Annotated in this window: 14 protein-coding genes; 11 read left to right on the top strand and 3 right to left on the bottom strand. The window is 50.4% G+C overall.

Going from position 1 to position 22,194, the window contains the following annotated elements:
• Position 1 precedes the first annotated feature (1 nt).
• The 7 genes from BUB18_RS24135 (at position 2) to BUB18_RS24105 (ending at position 7,311) form a co-directional block, all read left to right on the top strand.
• Positions 2 to 1,210, top strand: coding sequence for an efflux RND transporter periplasmic adaptor subunit (locus BUB18_RS24135; RefSeq protein ID WP_073085975.1), 1,209 nt, complete (start codon positions 2 to 4; stop codon positions 1,208 to 1,210).
• 11 nt (positions 1,211 to 1,221) lie between these two features.
• Complete coding sequence (locus BUB18_RS24130) at positions 1,222 to 1,734, top strand: DUF3347 domain-containing protein (RefSeq protein WP_073085973.1); 513 nt, start codon at positions 1,222 to 1,224, stop codon at positions 1,732 to 1,734.
• Between the two features lie 15 nt (positions 1,735 to 1,749).
• The gene (locus BUB18_RS24125; RefSeq protein ID WP_073085971.1) at positions 1,750 to 2,346 is read left to right on the top strand and encodes a DUF3347 domain-containing protein; all 597 of its coding nucleotides are present in this window, start codon (positions 1,750 to 1,752) and stop codon (positions 2,344 to 2,346) included.
• A 112-nt stretch (positions 2,347 to 2,458) separates the two neighbouring features.
• A complete protein-coding gene (locus tag BUB18_RS24120; protein WP_073085968.1) occupies positions 2,459 to 2,890 on the top strand; it encodes a heme-binding domain-containing protein in 432 nt (143 codons plus the stop codon).
• A 127-nt stretch (positions 2,891 to 3,017) separates the two neighbouring features.
• Entirely contained in the window at positions 3,018 to 5,459 is a 2,442-nt protein-coding gene (locus BUB18_RS24115; RefSeq protein ID WP_073085966.1) for a bifunctional YncE family protein/alkaline phosphatase family protein, read from the top strand.
• 281 nt (positions 5,460 to 5,740) lie between these two features.
• Positions 5,741 to 6,820, top strand: coding sequence for an AI-2E family transporter (locus BUB18_RS24110; protein WP_073085964.1), 1,080 nt, complete (start codon positions 5,741 to 5,743; stop codon positions 6,818 to 6,820).
• 8 nt (positions 6,821 to 6,828) lie between these two features.
• A complete protein-coding gene (locus BUB18_RS24105) occupies positions 6,829 to 7,311 on the top strand; it encodes a hypothetical protein (RefSeq protein WP_073085962.1) in 483 nt (160 codons plus the stop codon).
• A gap of 53 nt (positions 7,312 to 7,364) precedes the next feature.
• Here the strand turns inward: BUB18_RS24105 and BUB18_RS24100 are convergent, their stop codons facing one another.
• Genes BUB18_RS24100 through BUB18_RS24090 form a run of 3 tightly spaced genes read right to left on the bottom strand, consistent with a single transcriptional unit; the run spans position 7,365 to position 9,942 of the window.
• The gene (locus tag BUB18_RS24100) at positions 7,365 to 7,859 is read right to left on the bottom strand and encodes a hypothetical protein (RefSeq protein ID WP_073085960.1); all 495 of its coding nucleotides are present in this window, start codon (positions 7,857 to 7,859) and stop codon (positions 7,365 to 7,367) included.
• 43 nt (positions 7,860 to 7,902) lie between these two features.
• Complete coding sequence (locus BUB18_RS24095) at positions 7,903 to 8,763, bottom strand: chromate resistance protein ChrB domain-containing protein (RefSeq protein ID WP_073085958.1); 861 nt, start codon at positions 8,761 to 8,763, stop codon at positions 7,903 to 7,905.
• Positions 8,764 to 8,790: 27 nt separating this feature from the next.
• Positions 8,791 to 9,942 (bottom strand): chromate transporter, encoded by a 1,152-nt coding sequence (locus BUB18_RS24090; protein ID WP_073085956.1) that lies wholly within the window; start codon positions 9,940 to 9,942, stop codon positions 8,791 to 8,793.
• 388 nt (positions 9,943 to 10,330) lie between these two features.
• On the opposite strand from BUB18_RS24090, the gene BUB18_RS24085 reads away from it, so the two are divergent.
• Genes BUB18_RS24085 through BUB18_RS24070 form a run of 4 tightly spaced genes read left to right on the top strand, consistent with a single transcriptional unit; the run spans position 10,331 to position 22,184 of the window.
• A complete protein-coding gene (locus BUB18_RS24085; RefSeq protein WP_073085954.1) occupies positions 10,331 to 11,608 on the top strand; it encodes a hypothetical protein in 1,278 nt (425 codons plus the stop codon).
• Positions 11,609 to 11,625: 17 nt separating this feature from the next.
• The gene (locus tag BUB18_RS24080; RefSeq protein ID WP_073085952.1) at positions 11,626 to 15,933 is read left to right on the top strand and encodes a DUF6603 domain-containing protein; all 4,308 of its coding nucleotides are present in this window, start codon (positions 11,626 to 11,628) and stop codon (positions 15,931 to 15,933) included.
• 9 nt (positions 15,934 to 15,942) lie between these two features.
• Complete coding sequence (locus BUB18_RS24075; RefSeq protein WP_073085950.1) at positions 15,943 to 18,372, top strand: hypothetical protein; 2,430 nt, start codon at positions 15,943 to 15,945, stop codon at positions 18,370 to 18,372.
• Positions 18,372 to 22,184, top strand: coding sequence for a hypothetical protein (locus BUB18_RS24070; RefSeq protein WP_073085948.1), 3,813 nt, complete (start codon positions 18,372 to 18,374; stop codon positions 22,182 to 22,184). Before BUB18_RS24075 ends, BUB18_RS24070 begins: the two co-directional genes overlap by 1 nt.
• Positions 22,185 to 22,194: the final 10 nt, after the last annotated feature.

Below are 22,194 nucleotides of genomic sequence, written 5' to 3'. Positions count from 1 at the left end.
TATGAAAAGAATGGATTTCTTAAAATCAGTTGCGTGGGTGGCAGTAATGCCGGCTGTTTTATTTGCTGCGTGTAGTGGTAACAGTGAGCAGCAAGCTGCCGGTGCACACCAGCAAACCTATACCTGCCCGATGCACCCGCAGATTGTGCAGGATAAGCCAGGCACCTGCCCGATATGCGCCATGGACCTGGTCCCCTTTGATAAGAATAATAAAGACGCCACGCTAACACTGGGGGAAAGCCAGATCACGCTGGCAAATATTACTACTACGGTGGTGGGTACAGGTGCGTTGTCCAACTTCCGGCAGCTGAACGGGCGACTGGTTACCAACCCGGAGAATACGGCGGTTATTTCCAGCCGGGTACCCGGGCGACTGGAAGTTTTGTACGTGAAGGAAACGGGCGTGAAGGTTATCAAAGGCCAGCCTTTATACCGGATTTATTCCGAGCAGCTGGCGGCATTGCAACAGGAGTACCTGTTGGCGGTGGCGCAGGTGAAGCAGTTTCCGGACGACCAGAAATTCCGCCAGATAGAGCAGGCAGCAAAACAGAAACTATTGCTGTACGATCAGCAGGAAGCACAGCTCCGGCAGCTCACCGCGGCCGGTAAGGTGGACCCCTACGTGACCTATACTGCAACCGCCAGCGGTATCATCTCCCAGATAACCGCCACCGAAGGGCAGTATGTAAGCGAAGGAGGGGAAGTGATGCGCCTGGAAGGCTACCAGCAGCTATGGGCCGAAGCAGATGTATACCCGGCGGAAGCCGCGCTGGTGCGGGTAGGGCAACAGGTGAAAGTGCTGGTGGCAGGTTATGAAAACGAACCGCAGCAGATGACGATACAGTTCATCAATCCGGCTTTGCAAACGGGTAGTCAACTGATGCAGATACGTGGTACGGTGCCTAATCCGGCTAACCAGTGGCAGCCGGGGCAGCAGGTGAATATGCTGTTGCCACTCGCTAGCAAAGGGAATGTGATCAGTTTGCCGGTAGATGCCGTGATCCGCGATGGTAAGGGGGCACATGTATGGCTGGAAACAGCGCCTGGCAAGTTTGCACCCCGCAGGATACGTACGGGTATGGAGGATTTTGATGCCGTGGAAATTACGGAAGGCCTGAAGGAAGGAGATAAAGTAGTGATCACAGGAGCTTACCTGCTGTATTCGGAATATATTCTTAAAAAAGGTGCCGATCCAATGGCTGCACTGTAAAATTAAAGCTGATGAAACAATTAATTATAGCCGTACTACTGTTTATCGCTGCCTGTAATAGTGCGCCTGTAAAGGAAAAGCAGCAGGAAGTGCCAAAAGCAAATAGTACAGTAGCTACCCTTCGGGTAAATGATGATAAGCTCCATGCGATGTATGAACAATATGCGCAGCTGATAACCGCGCTTACAAATGAAAATACCAGGGAAGCCCGCTTTGCCGCCAATGCTATGGCTGCGGTGGCCGCTCAGCTGCCTGGGGCTGATAAGGTAGGTGCCAGTGCGGCCGGCATAGCCGCTACTGCGGATATTCAAAGGCAACGGGTAGCACTGGCCGCACTGAGTGAACAGTTGTTGCAATTGCTGAAAGCCGCCGGCATGGCCAGTGGAGAGCTGTATGTGGACTTCTGTCCGATGGCGTTAAACGACAAGGGTGCCATCTGGCTGAGTAGCAATAAAGCCATCCGGAATCCCTATTTCGGGGATAGCATGCTTACCTGTGGCAGCATTAAAGAAACTATTCAATAATCAAATAAACAACACATGAAAAACATCCTTCTCCTGGCTGTGGCCACCGTTTCTTTTGTAGCCTGTAATAACAGCGAGAGTAAGTCGCACGATGCACATACACCTGCGGATACCACCTCCGTGGCAGCCACGAATAATGCGGTGAAACCTTCTTTCGCCAATGTAGATCCTGCCGTAGCTGCTTCCTTTAAATCCGTCATCGATCATTACCTGCATCTCAAAAATGGTCTTGCTGGCGATAATGCCACGGAAGCGGCGGATGCCGGAAAGGCCATGGTAGCAGCGCTGGCAGCGGTTGATAAAAATGCGATGACTCCGGAACAAAAAACCTTGTACACAGAAAATGAAGAAGACCTGCGGGAACACGCGGAGCATATCGGTAAAAATGCGGGCGACATTGCGCATCAGCGGGAGCACTTTGCGCAAATGAGCGAAGATGTATATGCGCTGGTGCAGGGCTTTGGCGGCGGACAGCCACTGTACCACGACTTCTGCTCCATGTATAACAATGACAAAGGCGGTATGTGGCTGAGTGAAACGGCGGATATTAAAAATCCATATTTCGGTAGTAAAATGCCTACCTGCGGTACTGTTAAGGAGGTCATACAATAATTTTTTACAGAGAGATAAAAAACACGCTTTCTGCGGGTGCGCGTACTAATGACGCCTGCCCGTGGAAAGCACATCCGGAGCGTTCTTTACCAATTGATACCATCTGCCTGACATGCGAATAATCATTATTGTATTCCTCGTAGTATTTGTAGTACTGCAATTTTTCAGACCAGCTAAACCTCCGCAGGGTGGCAGTGATAAAAGTATTACTGCTTACTACGCCATCCCTCCGGCAGTGCAAACGATATTGGTGAACGCCTGTTACGATTGCCATAGTAACCACACTAACTATCCCTGGTATACGAATATTCAACCTGTTGGATGGCTAACATACGCGCATATACGCGATGGAAAAACCGAACTGAATTTTGATGAGTTTGGTGCTTACAGCGCCAAACGGCAGCGAAATAAACTCAGCAGCATGCGGGAGCAGGTGCAAAGTGGGAAAATGCCCCTGGCATCCTATACCTGGCTGCATCCTGCAGCGCGACTCACCCGCGATGAAAAATCGCAGCTGCTCCGCTGGCTGGAAACGGCCCATTGACAATACAAAACCTATGTAGTATTTTTAAGTAATCAGGGTTTAACAATAAGATAATATAGCGCGGAAAAATCCTTTACCACTTTGATTACTTTCGCATTTCTATTGCGCCAACAGCTTATTACATAGTATGAAACCATCATTATTTTTGCTGTCGATGTTAGCCTTTACCGGCTTCAGCACCTTTGCACAAACACCAGGATTGCAACAGGATACCCGGCAAATCATCTTGCCGAATGGTTGGAAGTTGAGTCCCGCCGGGCATTCCATCCCACTGGGCGACCTCCCGTTGAACACACAGCTAAGCAGCTCCGGTAAATACCTCGCTGTTACCAACAACGGGCAAAGTACACAGTCCATACAACTAATAGACCCCTCCACTGCCACGGTGCTCGATAGCTGCGTGGTGGGAAAAGCCTGGTACGGCCTTGCCTTCACCAAAGATGAAAAGCAGCTCTATGCCTCCGGCGCCAATGATAACTGGATATTAAACTTCCCGGTTAGCAAAGGCAAGCTGGGCAAAGCCGATACCATCCGCCTCGGCAAGCCGTGGCCGGCACAAAAAATCAGCCCCGCAGGAATTGCAGTGAACAATAAAAATACCCGTCTGTATACTGTCACTAAAGAAGATAGTGCCTTATATGTTATTGATCCTGCTTCCAAAAAAATACTGCATCGTATTCAGCTGCCGGATATTGCGTATAGCTGTGTGTTGTCGCCCGATGAAAGTAAGTTATACATAAGTATCTGGGGAGCAGCGGCAGTAGCCGTTGTGAATACCGCCACAGCAACGATCAATAACCTGATTGCCGTTGGTAACCACCCGAATGAACTGCTGCTGAATAGGAAAGGGTCGGTACTATATGTGGCTAACGCCAACGATAATACGGTATCCGTCATCAATACCGCGGACAGCAAAGTGATCGAAACCATTTCGACCACACTGTATCCAACGCAGCTCAGCGGCTCTACTACCAATGGCCTTGCGCTTAGCAGGGATGAAAAAACGCTGTACATCGCCAATGCGGATAACAACTGTTTGAGCGTGTTTAACACCGCCGTTCCGGGGCATAGTGAAAGTATGGGCTTTATACCCGTTGGCTGGTATCCTACCAGCGTGAAAGTGCTGCGTTCAAAAATTATTGTGGCTAACGGTAAGGGCAATACGTCGCTGCCAAATCCACAAGGTCCGCAGCCGGTGAGTAAGCTGGATAACAGTGGTATTCATACGGGCAGTACGGCCAATAGCCGACTCCAATATATTGCAGGACTTTTCAAGGGTACGCTGTCGTTTATCGATGCGCCTAAAGCGGACCAGTTGAAATCGTATACCCGTCAGGTATATGCCAATACTCCCTTCTCCGATACTAAAGCCTTGCTCGCCGATGGCGAAGCAGGGAGCCCTGTTCCAAGGAAGCAGGGGGAGGTGTCGCCCATTAAACACGTGTTTTATATCATCAAGGAAAACCGTACCTACGACCAGGTGCTGGGTGATTTACCACAAGGTAACGGTGATTCTTCCCTGACTCTATTTGGCAGAAATATTACCCCGAACCACCATGCATTTGCGGAGGATTTTGTGTTACTGGATAATTTTTATGTGGATGCAGAAGTAAGTGCGGACGGGCATAATTGGAGCATGGCAGCCTACGCTACTGATGTGGTGGAAAAAACATGGCCTACTACTTATGGTAATCGCGGTGGTACCACCAACTACGAAGGCGGGCGCCCGGTGACGTATCCTAAGGATGGGTTTATCTGGGATTACTGCCAGCGTGCCGGCCTGAGCTATCGTAGCTATGGAGAGTTTGGTGCTTATAATAAAGCGAACTTGAAGAGTCTGCAGGGGCATATGTCGCCTTATTCCCCGGGCTTTGATATGGACATTAAGGATCAGGTGCGCGTAGATGCCTGGCAGCACGACTTCGATTCCCTGCTGGCCATTAACCAGGTGCCGCAGTTTAGTACCATCCGTATTTCTAATGATCATACCAGTGGTCAGCGCAAGGGCAAGCCATCCCCAAGGGCCGCCGTGGCGGACAACGACCTGGCCATCGGCCGCCTGCTGGATCATTTGTCGCACAGCCCGGTGTGGAAGGAGTCGGTGGTATTCATCCTTGAAGACGATGCCCAAAACGGCCCCGACCATGTAGATGCCCACCGTTCGCCGGCTTTCGTAATCGGCCCATATGTAAAAAGGAAAGCGGTGGTGCATAACATGTATTCCACCTCCGGTTTTTTGCGTACCATGGAGCTGATACTGGGCCTGCCTCCGATGAGCCAGTATGATGCGGCGGCATTACCTTTATATGAATGTTTTACTGCCACCCCTGATTTTACGCCCTATACCGTAAAGCCTGCGCTGGTAAACCTGGAAGAGCGCAATGTGGCGGTGAACGAGAGTAGTAAAAAATCTGATAAATACGATCTTACGAAAGAAGATGCAGCACCGGACCTGGAGTTAAATGAAGTAATCTGGAAGTACTTCAAAGGGGAGCAGGCAGTAATGCCGGCGCCTAAGCGGAGCGGGTTTGTGATATTGGAGAAGAAGAAAAAGGAGGAGGATGATTGATGATAATATTATTTAGTGTTACAAGGTGACAAATTATTGCTAAAAGATAATAGTTCTAATTACGGTGTAGAGACGCCTGGCAGGCGTCTATCAAACATAATCTCCTCCAAAATCTATTTGATAATTATCGATATACATGAGATTATTTTAGCGAAGAATGTGAAGCAGATTTTCTCGGATAGACGCCTGCGAGGCGTCTCTACACAGAAGGGTGTTATTGACACATCTTTTTTACACCTGCCCAATAAGTAGTAAATTCATACTACCGAAAAGTAATGCTTATGAATGCGCGTTTTCGCCCCGGCTCCAGAAATCTGATCGAAACGATCCTTGTATTGCTATTGTTATTAGGCTTGTTGTTGTCACTCTACCAGGTATTACATATTTTCTTTGGGGTGTTAACGTTTGCCCTGATATTCTCCGTGTCTTTCCATGGGTTGTTTGAAAAAATGGTGGGAAAGATGCGTGGCAGGCGTACATTGGTAGCCGTAATATATGCGATACTGCTGGTGGCAGTGATTGCATTGCCGGTAACCTATATCATCAGCGGCATTAGCTCGCATATGCGGGAAATAGTGGAGTGGGTAAATGAAACCAGGCAAAATGGCTTGCCGCCTTTGCCCATATGGATGGTGAATTTACCCTATATAGGCCCTGATATTAGTGCTTACTGGCAGAGTTTGCGTGCCAACCCACATACTACGATTGTTGGGCATGAAAGGCAGGTAGGGGTAGTGGTGAAACATGTGGTAAGCAGTGGTGCGGAAATCATTGGTGCGGCGTTGCAGTTGATCATCGGGATCATTGTTTCAGCATTCTTCCTCGTTGGCGGCCAAACAGCGGTGCGGCCTTTTAGGTTGGCCATACAGCACCTGCTGGGTAAAAAGGATGGAGAAGAGTTACTGGATGCCACCATTATGGCTGTAAAGGGTGTATCCATAGGCGTTATGGGAACGGCTTTCATCACAGGCGTGGTATCCTGGGTGGGATTTGCCATTGGTGGAGTACCTTTCGCACTGTTGCTGTCAGCCCTGGTATTTTTGGTAGTATTGATACAGATTGGGCCATTGGTGATCTGGATTCCGGTGATCATCTGGATGGCCACACAGGGGCATCCGGGCATTACGGTGTTCCTCATTATTTATGGCGCGGCGCTGCAAATAGGAGAGGCGATATTGAAACCTTTGCTGATTGCGAAAAGCGGGAAGTTACCGTTTTTAATATTATTCCTTGGTGTGATAGGAGGCGCAGCAGCGTGGGGATTTACAGGAATTTTCAAAGGCGCCATCATAATGGCTGTTTTCTATACTATCTTTAATTCCTGGTTGGACGGTAAAAGTGAGCCCCAGCCTGTTGAATAATTGGAATTATGAAGTCTGCATCAGTAAACGATATAAAGAAAGAATTAAAAACTTTACCACACGAAAGCCTGGTGACGATATGTTTGCGCCTGGCGAAATTTAAAGCAGAGAATAAGGAGCTACTGACCTACCTGCTGTTTGAGGCAGAAGACCTGCCGGCATACGTCGCCTCCATCAAAGCAGAAATAGACGAGGCCTTTGCAGATATCCACCGGGAAAAATCCTATCTCGCAAAAAAGAAATTGAGAAAGATTATTCGTATCACCAACAAGTATATACGATATGTAGGCGATAAAGAAACCGAAGCAGACTTGTTGTTGTATATCTGTCAGCACATGAAAGACGCGCACATGGTGAGTAAGCGGAATCTTCAAATACATAACATCTATATGCAGCTGCTGAAAAAATCAGTGAAGGCAATAGATACGCTGCATGAGGACTTGCAGTATGAGTATATCAGGATGGTGAACGGGTTGGATGTGGATGTATAGTGTAAGCCAGAATCTCTTATCTCTGCGGCCTTTACATCTCCCTAAAACAATAATTAAAACGTAATCCCCACCTGCACGCCTACACTCACTGTAGTTGGCAAATTAATTCCAAACCTTACCGGTACCGGCACTGCTAAGAAGTAGCCATGATCTTTCTTTTTGATCAGCACCTTGTTTAAAACAGGCGTAACACCATACCTGCCATTGGTTTCAAACGCAAGCCGGTTAGCCAGCGTAAAGCCTTTGCCTAATGCTACCAGCAAACCGGGATGAAACACAAAATTGCTCATTTTACTCGTGCCATTGGAAGCAGTAATGATGGGCACTACTTCAAATGAAAATCCTATCCGGTTGCTTTTCCAGATGTTAATACCCGTAGGGAGACCACCGGTATAGGAGCCATTAAAATTAAATTTGGGGTCACCATTACCAAAAGTGACGATAGGATGAAAGATACCTACATAACCGGCTACTTTAGGAAAGGAGTTGTGCTGTGCCCGGATGCATACAGGTAGCAGGCATAGCAAAAATATAATACAATTTTTCATACCACAATGCTACCATTAACCGGTGGCCGGAAATAGCACGGGATTAACCATTGGAAGATTTTTTACTTTTTTTGATACTTTTTTTATAGTCAGACGGTGTGGTGCCGGTATGTAAGCGGAAGATACGGGTGAAATGGCTCTGATCTGAAAACCCCGTCAGGTAAGCTATTTCAGTGAGGGAGTAATCGGAAGTCTCTATAAGGGAAATAGCTTTATCGATCCGCAGCTTGCGCATGTAATCACCATAGCTCATATTGTCGAAGTACTTGGAGAATTCCCGCGACAGATAGGCCGGATTCAAATCCAGTTCTTTTGACACCTCTTTGAGATTGGCTGCCATGTTGGAATCTACCTGGTCCTGCAGAATGGCTTTCAGCTCCATGGCCCATTGCGGTACTTTCTGTTTGTTCTTTCTGCCAAGGTACTGGTGTAATACTGTCAGCAGCATTTGCTCTGCAGGTCCCGCCTGGGTGTGTTTATGACTATAGAGGTGAGTGGCCCAGCTGTACAGGCCATCGTAAATCACCATGCCCAGGTCGAGCAGGGCGTGATCATCCCGGATGTTGTGGGCCAGCCCGGCGAAGATGGCTTCCAGTCCGGCTGACTGTGGTGCAAAGTCGTGCCGGTCCGTATCTGCGCCGCGTACTATTGCAGCGATTCTTTCCAGTGCTTTGTCCTGAATGTTATGCCGGAGGAGAAAATAATCGAAGGTACATTTATCGTCATAGTGGGAGTATTCCACGCCCGGAATATCAAACGGTGTGGCTGGTAAGGCAGCAGCCTTTTCCAGCACCTGCTCAAAGGGAACGAAGATGATTTCCGCTTCGGGGTCTATGAATCTCCTGATCAGCCAGGGGCAGGCTATACGGTCAATTTTTGGTCGCTCGCGGGTAATCCACTTCATGGCCACAGTTTCTCACAATATAAATATTTATTGCAGGAAATACCGGATCGCTATACCTGCTACGGCGGCGGTAATAATAACCAGTGGTTCGGGGAGATTTTTTACCCGCCATAACAGCACCGCTACCACCACGGCAATGGCAGCGGTATAAAGGTCGGTCAGCGACCTTTTCGCCAGCACGATGACCGCCCCCGTAATGGACCCGATAGCTGCCGCGGTAATACCATCTACAAACGTTTTAATGCCGGGGTTTTTCCCGTACTTTCTGAAAAATGGGGCAGGTAAAACAGTAAACAGGTAGCAGGGGAAAAAGGTGGCGAAGGCGGCTACTGAAGCTCCCTGCAAGCCGGCGGTCAGATACCCGATAAACCCTACTGTGATCACTACCGGTCCCGGTGTAATCATGGCCACCGCTACGGCATCCATAAACTGTTGCTCATTCAGCCAGCCATACTCTTTCACTACACCGCTATATAAAAACGGGACGATGGCCAGTCCGCTGCCAAATACAAACGCGCCGGCCTTCATGTAAAACCAGCAGATATCCCATAGCTTACCGCTGTTGCTGCTCCTGTAAATATCCGTTAATAAAGGCAGGAAAAATACACCGGCCGCATTGCGGGACAATAATTTTCCCGGATGCTTAAACAGCCAGTAGCCAACACCAGCAAGCAGAAAAAGCCAGATGCTTTCCGAGGCAGTGATGGCCGTATAGGTGGCCGCTACGACGCAAATGCAGATCAGCGGAATGTTTGGTCCGATCGACTTTTTAATCAGCTTATAACTACTGATGCTGATAATGCCTGTCACCGCGGCACTCACCCCATAAAACACCGCCTGCATCAGTGGGATGCCCTGCCATCGGGTATAGCAATAACCCAGCGCCACCACCATCAAAAAAGAAGGCAGCACAAATGCCAGTCCGGCTAAGGTAGCACCCAGTATGCGATAGTGTACATAACCCAGGTAGATGCCCAGCTGTGCGGCGAGCGGCCCGGGAGCCAGCTGAGCCAGCGCAAGTCCTTCCTTATAATCTTCTTCTGAAATCCATTTTTTATTTTCTACCAGGTCGCGGTGCATATAACCAGCCAGCGCTACGGGGCCACCAAAGCCCCAGGTGCCCAGCTTTAAAAAATATATGACCAGTTGCCGTAGTGAATAGGTTGGTTGTTGCATCATACCTGCAAATTGCAAAGATTTAACAGCAGAGAATAGAACAGAAATAACGGTTTGGTATAAAATTTACCATTTAGTCGCATCCCTTTACTGCGATGGGTTTGCAGGAGAGATGATCATATTTTCATATGATCAGGAGGCAGAAAATTACTATGGCAGTTTGTTACAAATACCATAAATTAGTATCCGTTACTTCATAAATAACCTTTCAAGTTATGTGTTGTTCTAACCTCCTCTTGTCCCGTAAAATTTTTTATACAGCAGGGTTACATGGTTATGCATCCTATCTGACAGATTCCTGATCTGTTTCCCGCTACAAATTTAAGTACCCTATTGTTCTGCATAATGATATCGCAGTGATGATTGTTATGCCTTTAATACACCTACTCTGATGGCTATCAGCGCTCAATTAAACACCAGTTATCTGGCCTCCAACCTGGTCAATCAAAAATACCAGCCGCTGGAAAATATTAACATGCAGCAAGCGGACCAGCCCACAATTACCAATCTGGCCTCCAACAGGTCTACCACGCTTGACAGGCTGAATATACAGGCTCGTAATCTTACCTATATCGGAGAAGATATTAATGGAACCATGGCGCGCGAGCAGGCAGCCGGCATGCTGCCGCCGCTGGTCGTAATATCCAGTAATCGCTCCGGATGGATCAGGAGAACTTATGATGTCGGCAGAGTACTTGCAGGCAATGGTAACTTTGCCAATATGAATGACCGTGATGCCCTGTTCAACGGCGCAGTACCTATTTACTGCCCATTCAGGCTGGCTGCGGCACAGCAACCCCTCCGGAATGTATATATCTTCGTGCATGTTACGGAGTATGGAACGTATGCCCAAAATCTTGCAGGTACCAATATGCGTGTAATAGGCTGGAAAATGCGGAGCCCTAATCAATTGGTTGGTTTTGGCGGCGCCAGGTATGCAGCAATAGAGTTCTTTAAACATATTAATTCTAATACTAACCCGGTTAGTTGCAACATGATCTGGATGTTTGATGATAACGTAGTTTACATCAACAACTTTCCGGATCTGCAGCCAGTGGAAGCCGCCATGACTAATAATGCGAACCTCGTAGGCCTGGGATTTACCGGAGCTACCAGCGCCCTGACCTACGAGCAAATCACACAAATAGCCCATCAGCCGCCACCTCAACAGGTAGCCGCGGCGCCGGTTGGAGCGCCCATTTTGCAGCAGGCAGTATTATGGCGCATCAGTGCCTTGCGTGCCAGCAATACCAATTACTGCCCTTATTTTATTACCTCCGCGGAAGACAGCAGCCTTACCAAATACCTGGGTGATACGCTTTGTCAGTACTATGTAGGTAGCACCGTACAAAAAGGAGCGTTGGCGTCAACTGATTATGACAATCAACCCGGTTCTCAGCGGTTTTCAGCGCTGAAAAGTCAGCTGCTGAATTTATTGTATGAAAACGCTCAGCCCCCCAACATTGATACACCTGCGCAGGCTAACTGTCCGCTCAATACCTTACTGGCCACATTTCCTCCCGCTACGCTGAATAAAGAATTACCACAAGTCATGTATTCCAAGGCGGTGGAACAGATCTTATTTACCGCCCTGGATAATCAACTGCGGTTGCCTGTTGGCACATTTACCTTTACTCCTGCCTTTATCCAGCTTATAGATGTGATATAGGTACAAAACCAGCTCTGATGGATATCAATACGCTGATTACACAACTCCGTGCACAGGCTGCCAGCAATAGTAGTATCGTGCTGGATACCACGCTGCTCTCTGCTGACCAGGTAAGCACGATACAATCGCAGTTTGGGCTGGACAGCAGCACCTTTCTCACCATCACCGGTGTTACCACCGCGGATATTCCGGATGCAACAGCAAACACCGTCAGCATTACTACCGGAACAGTTGCTGCCTTGCAGATAACGGATCTCACCGTGCAAACGTTGTCGTTTACCGTGGATACCTCGGTGGACTTCATACTCTCCCTGGCAGCACCTTCCACGTGGACGTGGACTACCAGCTTTCCGCTACTGAATGCTTTTCCTTTTACGGGCGTCGCACCTTCCAATACTTATTTCATTTACGCCACCAGCGCACAAACCACCTTTCAGCTATGGTCCACCGCAGCAAATGATGCAATCACACTTGTAGCAGGACTCAACATGGCTACAGAAAGCGACGTAGGGGCGTTGGCGTTACTCACCGCCTTGCTGGGAAGCAGCGCACCGGGGTTCTGCAAATGCTGGGGCGCCTTCAGCCTGGAAAACAATTACCCTTATCCGCTGATGACGCTCAGTGCGCCGCTGCTAACTTCCTTTCCGCTGCTGAGTAATCTTACCATCAATAACCTCAACCTGGTACTAACGGTTACGCCCCCACAGGATTTAGTGCAGGATATTACGCTGGCTATCAGCGCTGATACCAGCGACATGCAGTTTTCACTCGGTATCGATGAATCGTCCGATACAATTACCGTAACCGGGCAGCCACTTTCTACCTATACGGCCACGCTGGAAAATATTGCGGACAGCACCATCGGTGCAGCCGTGCTGCCTAGCGGGACCAACTTTTCCGACTTCATCCCCAGCGCACTGGCAACGGCTTTTGATGATATTACCTTCAATGGTTTTGAAGTGGAACTCACCCTTGGAAGCACGTTTGCAGTCAGCTATCTGTCGTTTGATATAGGCCAGCTAACTGGCACCAATGTGAATCTTGGTTTGTTTGATATGAGTGGATTTAACCTGTATGCGCAGTGGTTCCAACCAGCCAGCAGCAGTTCTACCGCCATCATCAACATCACAGCCAATGCAAATATTCCGGTGGCGGTATTTACTGATCCATTTGCTTTCAGTATCTCACTGGTACATACCACTTCCTGGGAAATAGACAGCATCCAGGCCACCTATGCAGGCAACATCTCTTTCAGCGATATCATCACGGAGATCGCCCCGGGTACCGATGTGCCGCAGGAATTAAGCGATCTTACCTTCGGCAGTTTCCTGGTAAGCGCGGACCCGCAGGGGAGCACCTTCACCTGTTCCTGCGCCGGCGATTTCTCCTGCAGCGTGCTTTCATCGTCGCTCTCCTCCACATTTTTCCTGGAGTTCGAAAAAACGGCAACGGGAATTACCTTCGTGTTAAACGCAGGTGCTACCATTGGCCTTACAGCATTGCTGATGGATGTTACGCTCACCACCGGCGCCGGAACTACCAGCCTGCAATTCAACGGTACGGCGGATGCAGTGCCATTGTCCACTCTCATCACCAGTCTCTTTGCCGATTTTGATATCGACCTTTCAACACTCCCTGAAATAGAACTGACCTCACTCACCGTTTCCTATAACACACCTACGATGGGGGTGGTGGTGATAGATGCGGATTTCTTATTTGATAACCAGTATACCGGTGAGTTTTGTATAGTGGCACAGCAGCTGGGAACGCCTGCTGCCTGGCAGTTTGTGGCTTTTGCGGATTTAGGTGCCGTTACGCCCGTGGATATTGGAAGTATGTTGCCCCTGGTAGGTAATCAGATTAAGGGAGACTTTGAACTCAAGGATGCTTATCTCACCGTTACCTCCGCAGCGCCAACAGGCATTAGCATCCCATCGCGGCCCGATATAACGGTAACGCCTGGTGTAGCATTCGGCTTCGACTTGCTGCTGGCAGGAACCGCGCAATCGGTAACATTGCCGGTTACTTCGTATCCTTCCACGCAAAGCGGTAGTACGAGCGCCTTTGCGGTAGCTGCTACGGGCAGTAGTACCACAGATCCATCCTCCGTGTATACGCTTCAGGTACAAAAAAACCTCGGCCCGATTTTTATCGAAAGTATCGGTATCAATTATGCCAGCCAGGTGATTTCATGCGCCATCAGTGCTTCCATGACAGTAGGACCTGTAAACGTAACCCTCAACGGATTTTCATTTGGCAGCTCTATCGCTGCATTCAGTCCGGTGTTTGGGTTAAACGGATTAGGATTCTCCTACCAATCGTCCGGACTAAGCATCAGCGGCGGCATAGTGCGGGTGCCGGACGCGCAGCTGCCATCAGGTGTAATATTGCAGTTTGATGGGGCATTAGTGGTGCAGGCAGAACAGTGGGGGCTATCGGCCCTCGCTTCCTATGCGCAATTGAGCACCGGCCTGCCTTCATTTTTTATTTTTGCAGATGTAAGTGCTCCATTGGGCGGTGCCCCGTTTTTCTTTGTAACAGGCCTCATGGGAGGATTCGGATATAACAGGTCACTCGCCATACCCAGCTTTAACCAGGTGGCAGCATTCCCGCTGTTAGCGATCGATGCTCCACAAACCGGCAGTGCCATGGATGTAGCCATGAACACCCTGCAAATACTGGAAGGGCAGGTAGCCGGAGCCGATGGTACCAAAGTACAATGGATAGTGCCGCAGGAAGGTGATTACTGGGTAGCCGCCGGCATTAGCTTCACTTCCTTTGAAATCATTCAGGGAGAGCTGCTGGTGGTAGCACAGTTTGGTAACGACCTCGCCTTTGCGCTCCTTGGGTTGGCCTGGCTGAGTTTACCACAGGGTGCCGCCATAAGCGATGCTTTCGTATACGTAGAGCTGCAAATGGAAGCCGTGCTGAAGCCAACAGACGGATACTTTACCGTGGCCGCCAGTATTACCAGCAACTCGTTTTTACTGAGTAATGCCTGTCACCTCACCGGTGGCTTTGCATTCAGCATCTGGTTTGGCAGTAACGCCAATGCCGGACAGTTTGTATTCACCATAGGTGGTTACCATCCCGCCTTTGTGATTCCTTCGTATTATCCGAATGTAGCGCGTTTAGGATTTAACTGGCAGGTATCAACAGATATCAGTATTACCGGCGCTTCCTATTTCGCGCTGACGCCCGGATGCGGCATGGCAGGCGGTAGCCTCGATGCGCTGTTCCAGTCCGGTGATGTAAAAGCCTGGTTTACCGCCCAGGCAGATATGCTGGTTACCTGGAATCCTTTTTCCTTTGTAGCCGATATAAGTATTGATATAGGCGCTTCCGTGAGACTCAACCTCCTGGTATGCCATAAAACCATAACGGTGTCTATTGGCGCCTCCCTGAACCTCTGGGGCCCGCCAGTGGGTGGCATCGTGAAGGTGCATATCGTGATCGTAACAGTTACTATCAGCTTCGGCAGCGATAGTGCGCAAAACCAAAATAACGAACCGCTGCCATGGACTACCTTCGCGCAACTGCTCCCGGATGCGGCGGACGTCTGCAAGATTGTGGCCAATACCGGTTTGTCGCAAGTGCTCACACAACAATCATCCGACAACACAGTCCTGTTTGCAAAAGCGGCAGCCACCGGCACCACTACGCAGCTATGGGCCGTGCGGGCAGCTGCATTTCAGTTTACCACGCAGAGCGTAGTGCCGGCGAGTAGCCTTACCTACAACGGTAACGCGATTACAAGTGGCACAAATGTAGATATCCGGCCAATGAATATTACCGGCACTACGTCCGTGCATGACCTCACCATTACCCCTGGCAGCAGCACCGGTACGCCCATCGACATCACCGGCTGGCAGCTGACACCTAACTACGGCTCAATGGCCGCTACTCTTTGGGGGCAGCCGCAAACCGACAGTAACAATAATTTCGTACAGGCGCCGGCGTTACCCAATGCTGATACGATTCCGAACCTGATTACTGGCTTTACCGTTACGGTGCCACCACCGGTACCCGGCAACAGCACCGGGGTAGTAGCGATTACGGAGCTGATGGAAGAGTACATCCTCGAAGGCATTCCGCAGGCACCCTGGAATACGAACCCTGTGCCCGGCACGGTGTACGAACCTGTCATCAGCACCACTACCATAGCAGATATCACCGGTATTGCCACCACGCTTTCGGCTAATCGCAATGCGCTATATGCCCTGTTAAGCAGCAACGGTATTTACCAGGGCAGCAATGATGCGATGAGCCAGCTGGCAGCAACAGCAGGCAATTTGTATACGGCCACGCCAATGGAACAATCCTAAATTTTAACCATGAGTACGCAAAATATTTTACAGCCTTTACCCGTTGGAGACCTGCAGTTCTTCGACAACTATGTGCCGGTATTGTCGCCGGGTAACTATTTCATTAACGTAACGCATACACTGACTGCCACCGGCGCCACTCCATTTACCGCCCAGCAGGAATTTGTGGTAACGGCCCCGCAGTTTGCCATTGATCCCACACAGGTGGTGAACATGTACCCGGCGGCGGGGAGCACCGGGCAGTATGGGCAGGTGCTCCCCAATATCGTATTAAATGATCCCAGTTTACCCTGGGAGCGCAGCATGACGGTGACCAACACCCCCTGGCTAGCCCTGCTGGTGTTTCAGGATACAGAGCTGAACCCCGGAACAGACACGAATACACAGTCCTCCCAAATGGCGATCGCTGATTTCCTGGCCACCACAGCACCGGTACTGGTGCCGCAGGTAACAGTGGAAGCAGATGTGGACACCACCTCCTCCTGTACCTATATCAATATGCCGGTAAGCACCTTTACCGCTGTATTGCCTTATCTGGATGAATTGCCTTACCTCGCACACCTGCGTAAGGTAAACACCGGTAACAAAGCCATGGCAGGGCTCAACGAAAATGGTCTGTTTTCGGTGATAGCGGCTAATCGCTTTGCGGATGCACCGGCAGTAGGTGATGGTAACCCGGCTAAAAATATTGTACACCTGGTGTCGCTGGAAGGTATGGACAGCTATCTTTCTCCCGATGCCGACCTAAGCACCTATACCAGTGTATCACTGGTGTCGCTTGCCAGCTGGACCTTCCTTTCCCTGCCGGATACCTCCCAGGACTTTAAGGACCTGGTGACTAACCTGGTAAACCAGGAAACGAATGCGGATAACACCATCGATCCAACGCTGCTCTGGCTGCGACTCCCGGGTATTACCAGCGATGGATCTGCTTCTGCCACAGAAATTAATAACCGCCTCGGTGATGGTTATGTTCCTTTACCTTACCATACCCGCAGCGGTGAAAATACCTTTGCCTGGTATCGCGGGCCTATGGCGCCTTTGCTGCCAGTCAACAGTGCGGCGCCGTTGCCGTATTATACCGCCGATCAGGCCATGATATTTGATAAAACATTCGGTGTGTTTGATGTGTCGCTCGCTACCGCCTGGGAAACAGGCAGGGAAGCCGCTTTGTCAGATGCTTCCTTTGCGCAGCAACTTTTTAATTTCAGGAATAAAGCACATCAGATCACGGATAACCTGTTGTATAAATTAACATCGGATCACTTCTCTGCGACGGATATATCAGCGCTCGAAGCCACCACCACCGTGCAGGATGAGTTTTTGCAGCTACTGACGCCGCAGCTGATCCAGGATATTGGAAATGCAGGGGGAGGAGCTAACGCGAATGAGTGGAAGCAAAGTAACGGTCAAACAGGAAGTGCTAAAACTACCGGGAATAGTACTGATAACGTAAAAGCATATACGCAGGAAAGTGCTTTCGGTAGTGCTGAATATAATAAAAATTCGTCCGCCAACCGTGCAGCTAACACCAGGCCATCAGCAGTTGCTACCACAGTTGTGGAAGATACCAAAGCCTTTTTGTCGGACCCCGGCGTGCAGGCACAGCTGCTAAGTATGATACAGTCGGATATGGAGCCGGTTACCACCTGGCTGGCGAAGCTGATGTTGCTGTATCCGGTACCGTTTCATAAGATGGTGGCAGATCAACGTTTGTTGCCGGTGGAGTCGCTGCGGTTTTTTTACCTCGACTACAACTGGCTCAATGCCGCAGTGGACGGAGCACTGAGCCTGGGACTCGATTCCAGTCGCGAAACCTTTTTTAGCCAGGTTACCAAAAACATGATCTTCGAAGGGGCTTTGAGTGCACTGGCCGTCATGCGCAGTGTGCTGGAGGGCGAAACACCCGGGCCCACCTCCACACCGCCACAGGTGATCAGCGGACTGTTACTGCGATCTGCGCTGATCAGCGGATGGCCCAATCTCGTTATAAAAGCCCAGGACCCGGGTGATACTACCCTGAACATATTACGTATGGACTTACTCTCTTCCAATGTACTGCTATGTTTATTTGACGGGGTGCCTGATAACGTGGAAATAAGTCAGCCTGCGGAAGCCATTGGCTTCGGGGTGGATGATGATGGCAATGCCGTGTTGAGAGATATCAGTACCGGCACGCCGGGAGCGCAGGTGGGTACCGTGCAGGTTTATGACCTTACCGGCCAAACCCAGTGCTGCATGCGCAGTGCGGGCAGCCGCGTGCTCAACATCACGCCCTCCTCCGCTAACGGCCTTGTACAAACGCTGACAGCTGCGTTGGTGAGCAACGGCGTTACTCCACCCGGTAATACGCTCACGCCTGGCACACTGGCGTTGCAGCTGATCAAATCCCCGGAAGCAGTAGTATTTACCAGTCAATCAACCCAAAATAATTCCTGATGAACCCTTTGCTCGTACCCATAGAACTGGATATTTTGCTGGCCAACCCGGCACTGGTAGCACGGGATAATTTTCGCTGGTGGCGTTACACTTACGTAAACCTGAGCGATAATACCTTTCAGAGTCCGGAGCCACTTGGCTTTGACGCCTCCTACAATACCGCCACCACAGGCGCTTACCTGCACTGGACGCTGCCAAGGTCCCTGCGCAGCAGCGGCCAGGATAGCAGCAGCAACTTTCCGTATGTACCTAACCGTTGGCTCATCGTACGCATGGCGAAAGACAGTAACGGCAATAATATCCTGAAAAGCTGGGTGTTGGAAAGCGACTGCCCCAACCCCGATGGTTCGGTGAGCAGTTACTTTATGGTAGATGATAGTGTGGTGGCCGCCTGGAAAGCCAGTACGGAACCTAACCGACAGGCAGCACAGCCAGTGGCCATCAGCAGTACAGAAGATACCGGTGCAAATACCGTCAACATCGGTATGGCTTTTGACGCCACCACCTGGACGGAGCAGGCTGCCGGCAATAGCTTCCTCACTGCGGTTGCACCAGGGAATATGGAATTCAGCGGCTATATGCCCTTCAATCAAAATGTTTTCTCCTTTTACGACGACCTCACAGACGCTCCTGCAGATACCGTACTCAGTTATTTTGTAAGCGGCTGGTATGCTGATGAAACAGCAGATATTGTAGCCACCACCAACGGTTTTACCGGTGCTGATAATATGCCTGATGTGCTGACGGCCCTCAACTGGACCGTTGCGCAAAATGCAGATCCTTCCGCTGCTAACGCCAGCGTATACACGGGAATGGCACTCGGATTAACCTGGAGCAGTACAGCTACCTCCGCACCTTCACCCGACCAGCTGGAAGACTCCATGGCAGCAGCCAATATGACGGTGGCAGTAGCCAATACCGACGTGGATGCATTCAGCACCCTGATAGGCCAACAACTCAGTAACGTACCCGGCTATACGAATACCAGTGCAGTCATCGCTTTGCTACAGGCTTTTCAATACGACCTGCTGCCATTGCTGAACCAAACAAACGGCGATACCCTGCTGGCAGAAAAAGTACAGCAGCAGTGGTTCAGTTCCAAACTGGGCGGCACCCGCTGGGTAATCACCCCGCCGGAAAACAATAGCGGCAATGCTACCATCAACCCAACAGATGCCGCCTGGCTGCTGCAACTCAACCTCAATCAGCAAGCGCTGGACAAGGCCATCGCGGAGCTATACAGCCTGCAATGGACGCTCAATGGCGTGTGGTGGAAAAGCGGCTATATGAACGCATTGGCCCAGCAAATGGCGCCCAACAATACCGGTATACAAGCCAGCGACCTCTCAACATTCCTGGACCCCACCAATGCCTCCGGCTCACTGGGGCTCGTACTGAGTCAGCTACAGCTGATCGACGGGCTCCTGTCCAAAGTGCCGCAACCCATTTATACCGCCGGCGTAAACGACCAGGATGCTTACCTGAACGGCATCGCCGCATTTGCGCAGCAGCAGGGAATTACAGCAGGTTATACGCTGAAAGCAGCGTCCCTGCCAAGGTACTGGCAAACACGCAACCCGGTGGTGCTGATCTCCGGTATTGAGCCGGACGATAGTACGGACCCGGACAGCAGCCTGGAAATACGCTTGTCTACCCAGGTAATCAACTCCCTTACGGTAGATAATATCACCGTTACCCCCGCGATGTTGTCGAACGTGCTGCCGGCATTGACCAACGCCGCCGCCTATCCGGCCATCGTTAGTCAGCTGTATACCGAATTCTTTTTGCTGGATCCTTCCAACAGCGCACTGATAGCCAGTGCAGGCAGTATGAACGTGGATGATGTGACCACGGCCTTGCTGGCACATAACCCGGCAGCTTATAACCCCGGAGTGTTGCCGGCGCTCTCCCTTGAGCCATGGACCCAACAATGGAATCCCATGTACCTGGAATGGGAGGTAACGTATACGGCCATCCCATTTGAATATATTGAAGATCCTACCTCGGGAACGGTTACACGCAACTGGACATTCGATGGAACGGATTACCAGCTGAAGAGTACCGTCAGCGGCGCCGCTGCGGCGGAGAGCATCACGGGAAGGTCGTTACTGAGCCCGCATACACAGCTCACTTTCGGGGCGCGACTCGAAGCATTCCTCGCACAGTACGGCAGCACCAACACCAACTTACAGGACTTATATAACGAAATTGAACAGGTAGATAAATGGCTTTTTCTCAGCCAGGAGCTGGTGAATTTCAATGAATACCTCACGCAGCGTGATCCACGGACCTTTCGCAGGCCTACCGTAGAAACGTTTACTAACGGCAGTGATGTGGTCAGCTTTGCAAAAGTAATCGGCTACCCGGATAGCGACAGCACGCCGCCATATGATACGCCTTCCAATGTGCAGGGACTGGTCAACTCCATCCCGGCCGTAAAGCTCAGTGGCCCGAGCGACTTCCCCTTCCAGGCTATTCGCAGCGGGCAGGCGTATTTGAGTCACCTCGTGGTATACGATCAGTTTGGCCGTAAGCTCGACCTGATAGATCCGATGAGCAGCGGCACTCATGACGCCAATAATTTTCCATTGGTAGTGGATGCAGCCCTGACTGTTACCAACAACCTGACACCGGCCGTGGCAGCACCTTTTCAGCTGCCACCGCGATTGTTGCAGCCAGGCCGGCTGGATATGCTGCTGGTGGACCAGGTGGACAATACCAAAGTGCTCGACTACGCCGCGGACGTTAATCCTGTTGGTGGCTGGGTGATCTCCAATCACCTGGATCAGTCGCTGCAACTGTTTTTGCAGGATGGTACGAACGCAGGTGAAATTCAGCTGCTGGTTGATACAGCTAATAATACCCTCACGCAATGGGTACCACCGCCGCACAACAACCTTACTATCGCCAGCATCACCACAGCGGCACCGCCGCTGGGCGCTTTTATCAGCGCAGCCATCAACAGGCCGGCAACAGATTTTCAGGCGCTGATTGCGGTGATTGATACTACCCTCTGGACCACCGATCCACTGGGGAGTCGCACCGATATTAATTTATCCGTACTCGTAGGCAGGCCGCTGGCACTGGTACAAACGCAATTGCAGTTTTCGCTGGATGGCCCGCCGATTGCAGGATGCGACTGGCCTACGCCGGTGAGCGCAGCTCCAGTCAGTAGTAACATTCCTGATTTTACTACTTCCAATTTCAGCATTCGCCTGGGCGACCTCGCCTCGCAGGAAGATGGAGTGATCGGTTATTTCACACAGAATGATTTCAGTGTATTCAACAGCGTAGCGCTGCCTCCGGATGGACAAACCTATGTGCAACAGATAGGGCCGCTGGCAGGAGCCGATGGTAATTTCATCAACCTGCCCTTTGATGGCAGCACTACGGCAATGGTAACGCTGCTGCTGGACCCCAGGGCTGCGGCGCATGCGGTTACCGGCATACTGCCTGTAACTACACTGGTGTTGCCGGAGGTATTTGTGGACACTGCCCTGGCGGCTATGGAAATTACTTTTAAAGTGGGCCCACTGCTGACCATCACCCAGGCCGCGTCCACGTCGGGTGGCGTTACACCTGTGTATGCCGATAATATTAACTATCTCCCTATAATAGAAAAAAATGGGAGCTGGTCGTGGTGGGAGAGTACAGTAACCAACCCCGGTACTGCGCAGGCCAGTTTCACCTGGCAGGGCTATGGCCTTAATAACGCTACCGTAACGGCTTTGCTGAATTACTCCCAGGCCGAATTACACGAAGGGGTGTTGCAGTTTATCACGCAAATGAATACAGATACCAGCAGTTCTTAAAAATAAAATT

The organism is Chitinophaga jiangningensis (genome assembly GCF_900142605.1).
Taxonomy (GTDB): Bacteria; Bacteroidota; Bacteroidia; order Chitinophagales; family Chitinophagaceae; genus Chitinophaga; species Chitinophaga jiangningensis.
This window is presented reverse-complemented; position numbering and strand designations above follow the sequence as displayed.

Coding starts and splice junctions, on each gene's coding strand:
- BUB18_RS24135 (WP_073085975.1), top strand. CDS start 2: ATGAAAAGAATGGATTTCTTAAAATCAGTTGCGTGGGTGGCAGTAATG.
- BUB18_RS24130 (WP_073085973.1), top strand. CDS start 1,222: ATGAAACAATTAATTATAGCCGTACTACTGTTTATCGCTGCCTGTAAT.
- BUB18_RS24125 (WP_073085971.1), top strand. CDS start 1,750: ATGAAAAACATCCTTCTCCTGGCTGTGGCCACCGTTTCTTTTGTAGCC.
- BUB18_RS24120 (WP_073085968.1), top strand. CDS start 2,459: ATGCGAATAATCATTATTGTATTCCTCGTAGTATTTGTAGTACTGCAA.
- BUB18_RS24115 (WP_073085966.1), top strand. CDS start 3,018: ATGAAACCATCATTATTTTTGCTGTCGATGTTAGCCTTTACCGGCTTC.
- BUB18_RS24110 (WP_073085964.1), top strand. CDS start 5,741: ATGAATGCGCGTTTTCGCCCCGGCTCCAGAAATCTGATCGAAACGATC.
- BUB18_RS24105 (WP_073085962.1), top strand. CDS start 6,829: ATGAAGTCTGCATCAGTAAACGATATAAAGAAAGAATTAAAAACTTTA.
- BUB18_RS24100 (WP_073085960.1), bottom strand. CDS start 7,859: ATGAAAAATTGTATTATATTTTTGCTATGCCTGCTACCTGTATGCATC.
- BUB18_RS24095 (WP_073085958.1), bottom strand. CDS start 8,763: ATGAAGTGGATTACCCGCGAGCGACCAAAAATTGACCGTATAGCCTGC.
- BUB18_RS24090 (WP_073085956.1), bottom strand. CDS start 9,942: ATGATGCAACAACCAACCTATTCACTACGGCAACTGGTCATATATTTT.
- BUB18_RS24085 (WP_073085954.1), top strand. CDS start 10,331: ATGGCTATCAGCGCTCAATTAAACACCAGTTATCTGGCCTCCAACCTG.
- BUB18_RS24080 (WP_073085952.1), top strand. CDS start 11,626: ATGGATATCAATACGCTGATTACACAACTCCGTGCACAGGCTGCCAGC.
- BUB18_RS24075 (WP_073085950.1), top strand. CDS start 15,943: ATGAGTACGCAAAATATTTTACAGCCTTTACCCGTTGGAGACCTGCAG.
- BUB18_RS24070 (WP_073085948.1), top strand. CDS start 18,372: ATGAACCCTTTGCTCGTACCCATAGAACTGGATATTTTGCTGGCCAAC.